The organism is Coprococcus sp. AM100_B19A (genome assembly GCF_027662015.1).
GTDB classification, from domain to species: domain Bacteria; phylum Bacillota; class Clostridia; order Lachnospirales; family Lachnospiraceae; genus Allocoprococcus; species Allocoprococcus comes.
Map to the genome: position 1 here is coordinate 60,946 of NZ_JAQDKN010000004.1, position 15,012 is coordinate 75,957.

At 41.7% G+C, this 15,012-nt stretch carries 11 protein-coding genes; all 11 read right to left on the bottom strand.

What is annotated here, in order from left to right; all coding sequences use genetic code 11:
• Position 1: 1 nt before the first annotated feature.
• Positions 2 to 472: a 30S ribosomal protein S7 gene (gene rpsG, locus PGQ33_RS05280; protein ID WP_207642082.1), complete on the bottom strand. Its 471-nt coding sequence runs from the start codon at positions 470 to 472 to the stop codon at positions 2 to 4.
• A gap of 211 nt (positions 473 to 683) precedes the next feature.
• Complete coding sequence (gene rpsL, locus PGQ33_RS05285; protein ID WP_008373516.1) at positions 684 to 1,106, bottom strand: 30S ribosomal protein S12; 423 nt, start codon at positions 1,104 to 1,106, stop codon at positions 684 to 686.
• Between the two features lie 178 nt (positions 1,107 to 1,284).
• Positions 1,285 to 3,057, bottom strand: a complete 1,773-nt coding sequence (locus PGQ33_RS05290) for an LCP family protein (RefSeq protein WP_270205386.1) — start codon at positions 3,055 to 3,057, stop codon at positions 1,285 to 1,287.
• 273 nt (positions 3,058 to 3,330) lie between these two features.
• Positions 3,331 to 4,305, bottom strand: coding sequence for an ABC transporter ATP-binding protein (locus PGQ33_RS05295; protein ID WP_008373513.1), 975 nt, complete (start codon positions 4,303 to 4,305; stop codon positions 3,331 to 3,333).
• 1 nt (position 4,306) lies between these two features.
• Entirely contained in the window at positions 4,307 to 5,329 is a 1,023-nt protein-coding gene (locus tag PGQ33_RS05300; protein WP_055155422.1) for an ABC transporter ATP-binding protein, read from the bottom strand.
• Between the two features lie 15 nt (positions 5,330 to 5,344).
• Positions 5,345 to 6,268: an ABC transporter permease gene (locus tag PGQ33_RS05305; protein ID WP_008373509.1), complete on the bottom strand. Its 924-nt coding sequence runs from the start codon at positions 6,266 to 6,268 to the stop codon at positions 5,345 to 5,347.
• A gap of 10 nt (positions 6,269 to 6,278) precedes the next feature.
• Positions 6,279 to 7,205 (bottom strand): ABC transporter permease, encoded by a 927-nt coding sequence (locus PGQ33_RS05310; protein WP_022219960.1) that lies wholly within the window; start codon positions 7,203 to 7,205, stop codon positions 6,279 to 6,281.
• 173 nt (positions 7,206 to 7,378) lie between these two features.
• On the bottom strand, positions 7,379 to 9,025 hold the full coding sequence (locus PGQ33_RS05315) for a peptide ABC transporter substrate-binding protein (RefSeq protein WP_055247523.1): 1,647 nt from the start codon (positions 9,023 to 9,025) through the stop codon (positions 7,379 to 7,381).
• Between the two features lie 22 nt (positions 9,026 to 9,047).
• Positions 9,048 to 10,121, bottom strand: coding sequence for a M24 family metallopeptidase (locus tag PGQ33_RS05320; protein ID WP_270205387.1), 1,074 nt, complete (start codon positions 10,119 to 10,121; stop codon positions 9,048 to 9,050).
• Positions 10,122 to 10,547: 426 nt separating this feature from the next.
• Complete coding sequence (locus tag PGQ33_RS05325; protein ID WP_117557418.1) at positions 10,548 to 11,126, bottom strand: helix-turn-helix domain-containing protein; 579 nt, start codon at positions 11,124 to 11,126, stop codon at positions 10,548 to 10,550.
• Positions 11,127 to 11,313: 187 nt separating this feature from the next.
• Positions 11,314 to 15,006 (bottom strand): DNA-directed RNA polymerase subunit beta', encoded by a 3,693-nt coding sequence (gene rpoC / locus PGQ33_RS05330; RefSeq protein WP_195502227.1) that lies wholly within the window; start codon positions 15,004 to 15,006, stop codon positions 11,314 to 11,316.
• Positions 15,007 to 15,012: the final 6 nt, after the last annotated feature.

Here is a 15,012-nt window from a genome sequence, read left to right on the forward strand (position 1 = left end):
ATTAGAAACGATAGTGAGCAAATGCTTTGTTTGCTTCTGCCATCTTGTGCATGTCTTCTTTCTTCTTTACAGATGCGCCAGTGTTGTTAGCCGCATCAAGAATTTCATTTGCAAGTCTTTCTTCCATTGTCTTCTCGCCTCTGTTACGAGAGTACAGTGTAAGCCAGCGAAGTGCAAGAGCCTGTCTTCTGTCTGCTCTTACCTCGATCGGTACCTGATAAGTAGCTCCACCGATACGTCTTGCCTTTACTTCAAGTACAGGCATGATGTTGTTCATTGCTTCTTCAAATACTTCGATAGCTGGTTTTTCAGCTTTCTCTGCGACTTTGTCAAATGCTCCGTATACAATTTTCTGAGCTACACCTTTCTTACCGTCAAGCATGATGTTGTTGATAAGCTTTGTAACTACCTTGTTGTTGTATAACGGATCCGCTAATACGTCTCTTTTCTGAGTATGTCCTTTACGTGCCACGGTTCTTCCCTCCTTATACATATTGGCAAAGCTTTGCTTTGCGTGAATAATTCATCGGTACTCACATGTGTCTTTCTATGTGTATCGTTGGCGGGACAATCTCCGATGCCTGCCACGTGGCAGGCGATATCTGAATTAAACCCGCAACCAACTATTCTCATAGTTCTGTTTGTGATACGATTTAGTTTCGTTTTACACTAAAATCAAGTGCTTATTTTTTTGCGTCTTTTGGTCTCTTTGCTCCGTATTTAGAACGAGCCTGACGTCTCTTTGCAACACCTGCTGTATCAAGTGTTCCACGAACGATATGGTATCTTGTACCCGGAAGGTCCTTTACTCTTCCTCCACGGATAAGAACAACGCTATGTTCCTGAAGGTTGTGACCTTCTCCTGGGATGTAGCTTGTTACTTCGATTCCGTTTGAAAGACGTACTCTGGCGATCTTTCTGAGAGCTGAGTTCGGTTTCTTCGGTGTAGCTGTCTTAACTGCTGTACACACACCTCTCTTCTGCGGTGCAGATGTGTCTGTAGCTCTTTTCTTCAAAGAATTGTATCCTTTCTGGAGAGCCGGTGCAGTAGATTTCTTTACAGCTGTCTGACGACCTTTTCTTACTAACTGGTTAAATGTTGGCATCTCTTTCACCTCCTATGAAGTAATAATTGGTTACGATTTTAAACAAGTTCTGTTTAAAATGCGCAGAAAAACAGTGCATCGTTTTTCGCACGCTTGTTTATTGTAGTATATCGCAAAAAAAAAGTCAAGGCATTCTGAAAAATATTTTCCAAATCATACCTTGACTTTTTCTTCATTTTTATTCTGTACTTACGGATCCTTCGATTGTTTCTCCGTCTTTTACTTTTTTGATCAGTTCACTGATCTCAGCCACTGAATTTTCATCCGGATACGTTACATAAAGCTCTTCATCTCCTGAAGAATAGCAGATATCTGTTCCCCCGGTTCCATCCGCTGCCGCGGAGTAAATATTCCATTTTGCATTGGTTCTGAGCTGAGTCTTGATCAGCGACTGGATCTGGCTGGAAGTAAAGTTCGTATCCACACCATCGCTGACACTGTCTATAATATCACTTGCCCCACGGAGCATTGCCGGTGACATCATCTTTTTAATGATTGCAGTGATAACTGCCTGCTGATGGACTCCTCTTCCGTTGTCCCCGTCTGGCAGTGCCTGACGTTCACGGCAAAAAGCAAGTGCACTAATACCGTCAAAATGATTCATTCCTTCATTTACATGAATCTCTGCACCTGACTCCCATCCTGTATCAAATTCGAGATCTGATTCAACATCCAGTCCGCCAAGTGCATCAACCACACTGGTCATAGATGTAAAATTAACTCTTCCGAAAAATTCGATATCTGTATCATAAAGTGCTTCCAGCGTCTGCATAGACACATCTACACCATAGATTCCTGCATGTGTCAGTTTATCGTCCTGTCCTCCGGATACTCCCGGGATTGGTACATAATAATCTCTAGGGGTTGTAATCAGTAATACCTGATGGCTCGTCGGATTAACAACCGCTACGATATTGACATCGCTTCGTCCCTGTTCTGTGATATCACCATTTGTATCAATACCACTCAAATAAACCGCAAATGGCTTTGTAACGCTTTCATCAGATGTATCGCTTTCAATTTCAACAACAATATTGTGCTTATAAATAACCTTTGTATCCTTTGTAAAGGTTGAATACTGTTCCTTGATAATATTACTGTAAGCTGAGTTGTAGATAATCGCATCTACTTCTCCGTCATATAATGCCTGTGCTTCTTCTCCCAGATTACTGTATTCCTGAAGAGTAATGTTCTGGCCCAGTTCCTTTTCAATCTGTTTGACTGCCGACTTCGTCTGATCTCCACCAGTCGCATACTGAACACCAAATGTATATCCGGCTGCTGCTGATAAAGTATCTGCATTATCATCCGCCTTTACCGCAACTACCATGGAACTTGTTTTCTTATTGCTTCCGGTAATCTTCTGGAATGCATTATTTACTTTTCCTATATAGAAAGAACCCACTCCCAGAATGATGCAGATCAGTATACAGAATATCTTTCCGCCAATTCCTTTTCCTTTTGCCGCTATCTGTGTCAGCAAGGTAATTCCAAGCAGGATCAGCAGCACTCCGATCAGTACCAGGAAATAAGTAGAAGTAAGTACATTGAACAGCATCACATTCACTGCAAGTACTACAGACAGGATAAACTGGATAATTGCAAGTATAATTCCAATCGTTCTGCTTACCCGATTTTTCTTTCTTCCTCTGCGCCGTTTATTTTTACGATTCTTATTATTCTCCGGGTCAGACATCTTTCTTATATTCTGATAGTCTTCTTCCGGTCTTCTTTTCTTCTTATCATTCGAAGATGATTTCTTTTTCGGTCGTTCTCTGTAGTAATCTTCCTCATCATCATAATATCGGGCAGATCTTCGGTCTTCTTCATAAGCATACCGGTTCTTCCCCTTAGCCCGTCTGCTTACTTCTCTGCTGTTATTGATACTTCGCATATTTCTATTAGAAGTTCCATCAGACGATCTTCTCCTTGCTGATTTTCTCTGTTCCATATACACTCACTTTCATTTGTTACATAACTATTACACGATATGACACTTTAATTACAATTACATCTCTATATAATATCGTTTTTACCTTATATTGTCAATATTTTCGTGTCAATCCGTATTTTGTGATTCTGCACAATTTTTCTGGAAATTTTTTAATCTGCCAAGGCATATAGTGTTTTTTCACAGAAAGTTCCATCGGAATTTCTCATAAAACAAAAAGAAAACGAAGAACTCTTCTTAAGTCCTTCGTCTTCTTTATTATATTACTACTTTTTATTTATCTTCTACAAGATGGCATGCCACCTTATGTCCAGGAGCAATCTCTTTCATCTGCGGCATTTCCTTAAAGCAGCGTTCTGTCGCATGCTGACATCTCTCAGCGAAACGACAGCAGTTCTTCGGATTGATCGGGCTTGGGATCTCACCCTTGATCGGAATACGCTGGTTCGCTTTTGCTTTATTCGGATCTGCTTCCGGGATTGCAGAAAGCAGTGCCTGTGTATATGGATGCATCGGATGAGCATAAAGTTCATCTGTCTCAGCAGTCTCGACCATTGTTCCGAGGTACATAACAACTACACGGTCAGAAATATATTTTACGACACTAAGGTCATGCGCGATAAACAGGTAAGTCAGTCCTCTTTCTTCCTGCAGTTCTTTCAGCATATTGATAACCTGTGCCTGGATAGACACATCAAGAGCTGAAATCGGCTCATCACAGATGATGAATTCCGGATCAACAGAAAGAGCACGTGCGATACCGATACGCTGTCTCTGTCCACCTGAGAATTCGTGTGGGAAACGTGACATATGATCTTTATTAAGACCAACTGTAGCAAGCAGCTGCTCTACTTTTGCATCTGCATCCTTTGTTGACATTCCATGCTGTTTCAGACCTTCTCCAACGATATCCTTAACAGTCATACGTGGATTCAGTGATGAATACGGGTTCTGAAAAATCATCTGTACCTTCTTACAGAATTCTTTCTGCTCTGCATGATTGTATTTGAAAATATCTTTTCCATCATAATATACATTTCCCGAAGTCGGATTGTATAACTTGATCATGGTACGTCCTGTTGTAGATTTACCACAGCCGGACTCACCTACCAGGCTGACTGTCTCACCTTTATAAATATCAAATGTAAGATCATCAACCGCTTTTAAGGTTTCTTTACGGCTGATTTCAAAATATTTACATAAGTTTTTCACCTGTACGAGAGGCTGTTTTTTTTCTGTATTTTCCATTTTACACCTCTCCTTTCTCAGTTACTTTTCTTCTCATGTCTGTATCCGGTGCATATTCATGCTGCAGCCAGCAACAGGTTTCATGTTCTTTTGAAAGCTCATAAGTCTGTGGCGGCATATCTTTACAGATTTCCATGCAGTATTCACATCTTGCTGCGAACGGACATCCTTTCGGAGGTGCAAACAGATCCGGAGGTGTTCCTTCGATTGGCTGCAATTTGTGGCCTTTTGCTGTATCCAGTTTGGCAATTGAATGCATAAGTCCTTTTGTATAAGGATGTGCTGTATCATAGAAAATCTCATCTACAGATCCACGTTCTACGATCTTTCCTCCATACATAACCAGTACACGGTCGCAAAGCTTTGCGATAACACCAAGGTCATGTGTGATCAGGATAATAGATGTCCCAAGTGTTTTCTGAAGATTTTTCAGTACATCAAGAATCTGCGCTTCAATTGTAACATCCAAAGAAGTAGTCGGCTCATCGGCAATAACGATGCTCGGGCTTCCCACCAGAGCGATCGCGATCATAACACGCTGTTTCATACCACCTGAAAGTTCATGTGGATACTGTTTGTAACGGCGTTCTCCATCAGAGATACCTACCATTTTAAGGATTTCAAGTGCTTTTGCTTTTTTCTCAGCTGCACTCATACCTTTTCTTCCGACGAATACTTCTTCAATCTGTTTTCCGATACGCATTGTCGGGTTCAATGAGGTCATAGGATCCTGAAAAATATAACTGATCTCTTTTCCACGGAACTGACGAAGTTCTTTTTTGTTCATTTTCAGAACATCTTTTCCTTTATAAAGAATCTCTCCGCCTTCAAAGAATCCAGGCGGTTCTGGATTCAGTCTCATCAGACACTGAGAGGTAACACTCTTTCCACATCCGGATTCTCCAACTATACCAAGAATTTCTCCCGGACGGACTTCAAAGCTGACATCACGAACAGCTTTTACAACTCCACCGTATGTACGGAAAGAGAATTGCAGATTTTTTACTTCCAATAAATTTTCCATCTTCTATACTCCTTCCTACTCGGTTCCTCTAAGTTTCGGGTCAAATGCATCACGAAGCCCATCACCAAGAAGATTCAGCGCAAGCATTGTTGTACAAATCAGGAATGCCGGTACAAATACCTGGTACGGATGAATTCTCAGCTGTGCGATTCCGTCTTTTGCAAGTACACCCCAGCTGCAGTTCGGTGGTTTGATACCCAGACCGATATAGCTCAGGAATGCCTCCTGGAAAATAGCTCCCGGAATAGCCATTGTCAGGTTTGTAATGATAAGTCCCATGATATTCGGTAAAATATGTTTTACAATGATTACGATATCCGGCACACCAAGGATCTTGGCTGCAGATACGAAATCAGATTCTCTCAGTTTTAATACTTCACCACGAACGAAACGACATCCACCGATCCATCCGACGCAACACATAGCAAGAATCAAACAGTGTACACCGTTACCAACAACTACCATAAGAAGAATGGTAACGATCAGACTTGGGATTCCGTATAATACGTCAACGACACGCTGGATAACCATATCGATCTTGCCACCGTAGAATCCTGAGATACCACCCATGATAGATCCAACGATTGCATTGATGATGCTGGCTGCAAAACCAATTGTCAAAGATACTCTCGCACCAGACCATGCACGAACCCAGAGATCACGTCCAAGAGAGTCTGTTCCAAACCAATGTGCTTTTGAAAAACTCTGGTTCATCTCTGCCACACTCTGTGTTGCAATGTCATATTTGCTGAACATTGGAACAAAGATCGCCATAAGTACATAAAGTCCAATCAGGCACAATGAGAAGAATGCAATCTTATTCTTGCGGATTCGTCTCCATGCATCCTGCCAGTAACCAATATTCGGACGGGAAATAGACTCCATTGTCTTTGTATTTTTTCCTACAACTTTAAACTGTTCTTTTGTAATTTCTGCCATTTCTCGTCACCTACCTTTTTTTACCACTCAGACGGATTCTCGGATCTACAATACCGTATAAGATATCTACAATCAGGATTGACACGATCAGGAATGCTCCGTAGAAGATCGTCATACCAAGAACCAGTGTATAATCTGCCATGTTAATACTGTCTACATAATGTTTTCCCATTCCAGGGATTGCGAAAAGGGCTTCGATTACGAATGTTCCTGTTAATACAGATGCAACTGTCGGTCCCATAATGGTAATGATCGGTGTGATCGCATTACGGATCTGATGTTTAACTGTAATTCGGAAATCCGATAAACCTTTCGCACGTGCTGTCTTTGTATAATCTGAAGATACAACTTCCAGCATACTGGAACGCATCAGACGGGAAATGGATGCCAGTGTATAGAATCCAACCGCGATTGACGGTAAAATTGTGTGCTTAAAGCTTGTGTACTGCGCAACCGGAAGAATCTGCCATTTGATTCCGAAGAAATACTGAAGTACAGATCCCATGATGAAGTCAGGAATCGATGTACCAATGATCGCAATCAAAATACAGACGAAGTCCAGTTTCTTTCCTCGATTCAGTGCTGCTACAATTCCAAGGATCAGTCCGAAGAACAGTGCAAAGCACAGTGAACGGATTCCCAGGTCTGCTGAGTATGGGAATGAGTCAGCAATAATACGGTTAACTGTCTGACTTTCATACTTCATAGAATACCCCAGATCACCATGAAGCACATTCTTCATATAAGTTATATACTGCTCTGCAAGCGGTTTATCCAAACCATAGTAAGCTTCCAGATTCGCTTTGATCTCCGGTGTCATCTTGTCACTTGAGAACGGATCTCCCGGCATCAGACGAACCAGGACGAATACAACACTTGTAAGTACCAAAAGTGTTACGATGGCTAATGCAACTCGTTTAGCTATATATTTTGCCATTCTTTTGTCTCCCTTCATTTTTCTTTATTTGATAGCTTTGATTATTTCACATACTTCCTATTGGCTGATACATACCAAATCTACCCCTCAAAATAATCAAAACCCTCAAATAAGCAGCCGGTGCGGACCAGTAAGTCCGCGCCGACCGCAAGGTATGTTACCATCCAACTGTATTATTCGCTGATGTCTGCATATACCAGATCGAAGTCATATCCGACAAAGTATACATTGAAGTTAGAAATCTTCGGATTGATCAGATACTGGTCTCTACGTAACTGAAGCGGTACAAGAGCGGAATCTTCTTCAAGGAAGATCTTTTCTGCCTGGAACAGCATATCCTGTCTTGTCTTAGCATCTGTCTCTGTCTGAGAATCTTTAAGAAGCTTGTCGTATTCAGCGTTCGCATATCCAGAGTGGTTATACTGACCATCACTGATCCACAGTTCCAGATAAGAGTATGCGTCAGAGTAGTCCGGAACCCATCCTGTTACTACCATATCGTAATCTTTTTCAGTTTCCATCTGAAGTCTCTGTTTGTAAGTTACCTGGTTGATTTCTACTGTAATACCAAGGTTCTTCTGATACTGTTCCTGAAGAACTTCAGCCTGCTTCTTAGCACCATCTGTATCAGTTGTAAGAAGAGTAATCTTGATGTCTGCCGGATTAGAAACGCCCATTTCTTTCATTGCTGCATCCAGATATTCTTTTGCTTTATCATTATCATTTTCTGCCGGGAATGGTGTATATGGATAAGCTTCTCCGTATGTCTGGTCATCTGCCGCCTGCACGTTTGGAAGTACAAGTCTCTGTGCAACGTCATATACATCATTGTTAACCAGCTTGTTGTATTCTGTTCTGTTGATTGCATAGTTCAAAGCAAATCTCAGGTTCTTGTTAGCAAGCGGTCTGTCTTCTGACATGTTGAGCATGATGTAATCATCTGCACCTGTATAGTAGAATTCAGTATTTTCTGTATACTGATCTGTCATTTCAGTAGGTACAACTGTGATATCAACTTCGCCCTGTTCCCACATAGCAACCGCTGTCTTAGCATCTGCAACTGTCTTTACGCAGATTTCATCAAGCTTGATGCTGTCTGCATCCCAGTAATTTTCATTCTTAGAAAGGATCATTTCATCGCCATGTTTCCACTCTGTCATCTTGAACGGTCCGTTATAAACAGATTTTTCCGGATCAGCTGCATATTCTTTTCCGTATTTTTCTACATAATCTTTTCTTGTAGGACCGAATGTTGCCATAGCAGCCATACTAAGGAAGTATGTAGCCGGATGTGCAAGTTCGATAACAACTGTCTTGTCATCTGGTGCAGATACGCCAAGTTCATCGACAGGCACAGAACCGCTATTTACTTCTGCACCGTTTTTGAGGATATATCCGATGAATGCGTAATCGCTTGCCATTTCTGGATCCATAAGTCTCTGGATACCATAAACATAATCGCCTGCTTTTACATCTTCTCCGTCAGACCATTTCAGTCCATCACGAAGGTGGAATGTGTAAGTAAGTCCGTCATCTGAAATATCCCAGCTTTCAGCTGCATCTGGTTTGATTTCGCCTTCCACGTTACGTGTCAGCATCGCATAGGTGCAGATTTCTGCTGTTGCACATGAGATAGAGTTACTGTTCTGTGGATCCATAGAAGGAAGGTCTTCACGAAGTGTGTAAGTAATTCTCTTCTTTCCTGATGAAGCACTGCTGTCATCTTTCTTGGAATCTTTGGATCCCGGTGTACCACAGCCAGCAAACATTGTTACTGTCATTGCTGTAGCAAGTAAAGCTGCTAATAATTTCTTTTTCATAAATGTTGTCCTCCTTTTTCATTTATAATTCTATTAGCTCATGTGTAGCACTGATCAGGTTCTCATATCCGTCTTTTGTGATGATGCCCTGATCTTCGATTCGGACACCACCCCAGCCCGGAATATAAATTCCTGGTTCTACTGTCATTACACTGTTCTCCTGTAAGATATTCTCACAGTTCAGCCCGATAAACGGGAGTTCATGGACGAACAGCCCCACTCCATGACCAATACCTGTATAATTATACTTCAGATATTCAGTATCTTTGATTGCTTCCATGGAAGCTTCATAACAGGAGGTTCCTGTTACTCCTGGTTTTACGGATGCTTCTGTATCTTCTGTCATGCGACGGCACAGATCATAAACTTCTTTCTGTTTTGCATCTGCTTTGCCGACAACAACTGTTCTTGTCATATCGGAAAGATAACCTTTGTACTGACATCCAAAATCCATTAAAACAAAATCACCATATTCTATCGGGTTTTGGTCCGGAATACCATGGAGCAGTGAAGTCTTTGCTCCTGAAATAACAATTCCGCCATAAGGCTTTGTATCTGCGCCTTCCATTACCATGTAATGGGAAAGTCTGGATGCAATTTCCTTTTCTGTGATACCAACTCGGATATCCTTCAGAATTTTTTCAAAAGCTCTGCATGCAATATCACAGGAAATCGTAAGATTTTTAATTTCCTCTGGTGTTTTGATGGCGCGTAATCCTTCAATCGCATTCAGGGTTGGCACCATCTCTGCACTAATCTCAGCCTGCATTGCATTCCATTTTTCAAAGGTCAGATAATCCTGTTCAAATCCGATTGCCTTTACTCCGTCTTTTTCTGCGTATCCGGCAACAGCTTTCCCCATATTTCCGCCGAACCCGATTCTCCAGTTTACAATTTCATACTCCGGGCATTCATAGGATGCCTGCTCTGTATATCTGGCATCTGTAATAAAATATTGATTAGCCTTTGTAATGAAAAGGAATGAATCCTCTCCGGTATATCCACTGATGCAGCGTACGTTCGCCGGCTTTGCAACATAAAATCCATCCAGATTTTCCTTTTCCATGTACTCTCTTAGTTTTGTTAATCGCTCCATTTTTTCTCCTCTCATGAACTATTGTTTTTGTGTCAAGGACTTTTCTTTTGTGAGTCCGTCCCTCTGCGACAATGTAATACTTTACTAGACCGCAGTCTAGTGGTGTAAACAAAAGAACGCCATGATTTGCATCATGACGTCCTTGTCTTCTTTCAAAGGTCATAGTTTCACGCTATGACGTCTATGTTTAATTATTAGATTGTCCGTATTGTATGTATAAAAATCTAATCTTTATACACTTTAGTAAATAACACTGTCTTCAGAGCTGCGTGAATTTCGAAGAAACCCTGTTTTAACAGTTCAATTTTGTAAATTCACTTAAATGAATATTTATTCATATGTGTAACTTTTTTTCTTATTATAGAACCATACTCTAAGATTGTCAAGAGGAATGCTATTTATTTCATTTATTTCACAATTTAATTTTCACCTTTTATTTTCATTTCTTCCAAACAGTCTTGGTACATCCCGGTGATATACCCATATACTCACACAAGGTTCTTTTCCAGGATTGGAAATACTATGACGCTCTCTGCTCTTTATATATATACTGTCTCCCGGATGTAAACTGCAAATTTTTCCTTCCATCTCTACATTCAGAGTTCCTTTTATCACCATACACATTTCCGAAAAGACATGACGATATTCTTCTTTTTTCGCAGATTCTCCCGGTTCAATCGTAATATATTCAAAAATCGATTCTCCCTGACCAAAGTCTGCAACCTCAACTGTCATATTTTCTTCCGGATAAAGATGCTTACTCATTTCTTCTCTGTGTATAATCGTCTTTCCCGGCATTTCCCCTTCCAGTGCATACTGGATATCAATATCCAGTGCTTCACAAATTCGCGCAAGGCTGTCCACATTCGGAGATGTCTTATTCTGTTCCAGCATACTCAGATAGCCCGCTGAAAGCCCTGTATATTCTCCCAAAACCCGGATTGTCATCATTTTCTTTTTTCTGCATTCTCTGATCCGTTCACCAATATGAGCTAAATCCAGCATATCACACCCCCTGATTTTCGACTGATTATTTATATGCTACTGTATTTTTTCATATTTTGCAACCCTTTATTTTTGTAAAGTGTTAAAGAATTGGAAATAATTTTTAAATATTTTTGTTTTTCATGTCTTTAAAGCAAGAAAAGCAGACACGCCATTCAACGTATCTGCCTCTCTTAGCATATAAAGCCTATTCTTCAACTGTAACTGTTTCGTCAGCATTTTCTTCGCTTTCAACAGTTTCTGCTGTCTCTGCCGGTGCTTCAGACTCAGTATCATCATCCATATCAAAATCATCAAAACTGATTTCGTCGTCCATATCCATACCAAGGCCTGTATCAAGCTTAACATCACGGTATTTTCTCATACCTGTTCCTGCCGGAATCAGTTTACCGATAATGACGTTCTCTTTCAGACCGATCAGGTGGTCAACCTTGCCTTTGATAGCAGCCTCAGTCAGAACCTTGGTTGTCTCCTGGAAGGATGCAGCTGACAGGAAGGAATCTGTTGCCAGGGATGCCTTAGTAATACCAAGCATGATCTGTTCTCCTGTTGCAGGCTCTTTACCTTCTGCTACCATCTGTTCATTTACATCGTTGAACTCAAGGACATCTACCATTGTTCCCGGAAGGAATTCAGTATCTCCTCTTTCTTCGATGCGAATCTTCTTCAGCATCTGACGAACGATAACTTCGATATGCTTATCGTTGATTTCTACACCCTGCAGACGGTATACTCTCTGTACTTCCTGAAGCATGTAGTCCTGTGCAGCACGAAGACCTTTGATCTTAAGAAGGTCATGCGGGTTCACGCTACCTTCTGTAAGCTCGTCACCGGCTTCCAGAACAGCTCCATCCTGTACTTTAATACGTGATCCATAAGGAATCAGATAAGTCTTTGTCTCACCTGTCTGCTGATTGGTAACAATGATTTCACGCTTCTTCTTTGTATCGTTCAGGTTTGCAACACCTGCGATTTCTGTGATGATAGCAAGACCTTTCGGCTTTCTTGCTTCAAAAAGTTCTTCGACACGAGGAAGACCCTGTGTGATATCTCCACCGGCTACACCACCACTATGGAAAGTACGCATGGTCAGCTGTGTACCAGGTTCACCGATTGACTGAGCTGCAATAATACCGACAGCTTCACCAACCTGTACAGGTTCACCTGTTGCCATATTGGCACCATAACATTTCGCACAGATACCAATGTGTGATTTACAGGTCAGGATTGTACGGACTTTCACTTTCTTAAGTGGTGAATTTCCATTTTCATCCACACCGTATTTCATGATCTTTTCTGCACGTTTTGGTGTGATCATGTGGTTTGCTTTTACAAGCACATTGCCATCTTTGTCACAAATTGTATAGCATGAATATCTTCCTGTAATACGTTCCTGAAGACTTTCGATTTCTTCATTTCCATCCATGAATGCATGCAGATACATTCCCGGAATTTCAGCATCTTTGCTTACACAGTCAACCTCACGGATGATCAGATCCTGTGATACGTCAACAAGACGTCTTGTCAGGTATCCTGAATCGGCTGTACGAAGGGCAGTATCTGACATACCTTTTCGAGCTCCATGCGCAGACATGAAGTATTCCAGTACGTCCAGACCTTCACGGAAGTTTGACTTGATAGGCAGCTCGATCGTATGACCGGTTGTATCAGCCATAAGTCCACGCATACCTGCAAGCTGTTTGATCTGTTTATCAGATCCACGGGCTCCGGAATCCGCCATCATGAAGATGTTGTTGTATTTATCAAGTCCTGTAAGAAGGGCTTCTGTAAGCTCATCATCTGTTTCTTTCCAGGTCTCTACAACTTCTTTGTAACGTTCTTCTTCTGTAATAAGACCACGCTTGAAGTTACGTGTGATCTTATCAACCGTTGCCTGTGCTCTTGCGATCAATTCCGGTTTCTGTGGCGGTACAGTCATATCTGAAATAGATACAGTCATAGCTGCTCTTGTAGAGAGCTTGTATCCCATTGATTTTACATGGTCAAGTACTTCAGCTGTAGCTGACGCACCATGTGTGTTAATAACTTTTTCAAGAATCTGTTTCAGCTGTTTCTTTCCTACATGGAAATCCACTTCAAGAACCAGTTCATTTCCTTCTTTTTCACGATCAACAAAACCAAGATCCTGCGGAATGATTTCGTTGAAAATGAAACGTCCAAGTGTAGACTCTACTGTACCGGTCTTCTTTGTTCCATCCGGCATCGTCTTTGTCACACGTACTTTGATTCTTGAGTGAAGAGTTACAACTCCGTTTTCATAAGCAAGAATTGCTTCATTCACACTCTTGAATACTTTTCCTTCTCCCTTGGCTCCCGGTCTTTCCTGTGTCAGATAGTAGATACCAAGAACCATATCCTGTGAAGGAACAGCTACCGGACCACCATCAGACGGTTTCAGAAGGTTGTTTGGTGAAAGCAGAAGGAAACGGCACTCAGCCTGAGCTTCTACAGAAAGCGGAAGATGAACCGCCATCTGGTCACCATCGAAATCGGCATTGAATGCGGTACATACCAGTGGATGAAGCTTAATTGCTTTACCTTCTACCAGAATCGGTTCAAATGCCTGGATACCAAGACGGTGAAGTGTAGGAGCACGGTTCAGCATAACCGGATGCTCTTTGATTACATCTTCAAGCACATCCCATACTTCCGGCTGAAGACGCTCTACCATTTTCTTAGCATTCTTAATATTGTGAGCAGCTCCGCTCTCAACAAGTTCTTTCATAACAAACGGCTTGAACAGCTCGATTGCCATTTCTTTCGGAAGACCGCACTGATAGATTTTCAGTTCCGGTCCTACAACGATAACGGAACGTCCTGAGTAGTCAACACGTTTTCCGAGCAGGTTCTGACGGAAACGTCCTGATTTACCTTTCAGCATATCAGAAAGGGATTTCAGTGCTCTGTTTCCAGGACCTGTTACCGGACGTCCACGACGTCCATTGTCGATCAGAGCATCTACAGCTTCCTGCAGCATTCTCTTTTCGTTTCTAACGATAATGTCCGGAGCTCCCAGTTCAAGGAGTCTTCTCAGACGGTTATTTCTGTTGATAATTCTTCTGTACAGATCATTCAGGTCAGATGTTGCAAAACGTCCACCATCCAGCTGTACCATCGGACGCAGATCCGGCGGAATTACCGGGATTGCAGTCATGATCATCCATTCCGGTTTATTTCCTGATTCGCGGAAAGCTTCTACTACTTCAAGTCTCTTAACGATTCTTGCTCTCTTCTGTCCGGTAGCACCCTCAAGTCCTGCCTGCAGTTCAGCATAATCTTTTTCAAGATCAATCGCTTCAAGAAGTTCTTTGATCGCTTCTGCTCCCATTCCTACGCGGAAGCCATTGCCCCAGTTTTCTCTTGCTTCCTGGTATTCAGCTTCTGAAAGAACCTGCTTGTAAGAGAGATCTGTCTCTCCCTTATCAAGTACGATATAAGAAGCGAAATACAGTACTTTTTCCAAAGTTCTCGGTGAAAGATCCAGGATCAGTCCCATACGGCTCGGAATACCTTTGAAATACCAGATATGAGAAACCGGTGCCGCAAGTGCGATGTGACCCATACGTTCACGTCGCACAGTTGCCTTTGTTACTTCTACACCACAGCGATCGCATACAACACCTTTATAACGGATCTTTTTGTATTTACCACAGTGGCATTCCCAGTCTTTGCTAGGTCCAAAGATTTTCTCACAGAACAGACCGTCTCTTTCCGGCTTCAGTGTTCTGTAGTTGATTGTCTCCGGTTTTGTAACTTCACCTCTTGACCATTCCAGAATCTTTTCCGGAGATGCCAGACCTATTTTAATCGCATCAAATGAAATCGGTTGATACGTTGGTTCTTTTTTTGTTTCTGTCATTCTCGG

Bases quoted from the DNA above. Each gene is read 5' to 3' on its own strand.
- rpsL (WP_008373516.1), bottom strand. From the start codon at position 1,106: ATGCCAACATTTAACCAGTTAGTAAGAAAAGGTCGTCAGACAGCTGTA.
- PGQ33_RS05290 (WP_270205386.1), bottom strand. From the start codon at position 3,057: ATGGAACAGAGAAAATCAGCAAGGAGAAGATCGTCTGATGGAACTTCT.
- PGQ33_RS05295 (WP_008373513.1), bottom strand. From the start codon at position 4,305: ATGGAAAATACAGAAAAAAAACAGCCTCTCGTACAGGTGAAAAACTTA.
- PGQ33_RS05300 (WP_055155422.1), bottom strand. From the start codon at position 5,329: ATGGAAAATTTATTGGAAGTAAAAAATCTGCAATTCTCTTTCCGTACA.
- PGQ33_RS05305 (WP_008373509.1), bottom strand. From the start codon at position 6,268: ATGGCAGAAATTACAAAAGAACAGTTTAAAGTTGTAGGAAAAAATACA.
- PGQ33_RS05310 (WP_022219960.1), bottom strand. From the start codon at position 7,205: ATGGCAAAATATATAGCTAAACGAGTTGCATTAGCCATCGTAACACTT.
- PGQ33_RS05315 (WP_055247523.1), bottom strand. From the start codon at position 9,025: ATGAAAAAGAAATTATTAGCAGCTTTACTTGCTACAGCAATGACAGTA.
- PGQ33_RS05320 (WP_270205387.1), bottom strand. From the start codon at position 10,121: ATGGAGCGATTAACAAAACTAAGAGAGTACATGGAAAAGGAAAATCTG.
- PGQ33_RS05325 (WP_117557418.1), bottom strand. From the start codon at position 11,126: ATGCTGGATTTAGCTCATATTGGTGAACGGATCAGAGAATGCAGAAAA.
- rpoC (WP_195502227.1), bottom strand. From the start codon at position 15,006: ATGACAGAAACAAAAAAAGAACCAACGTATCAACCGATTTCATTTGAT.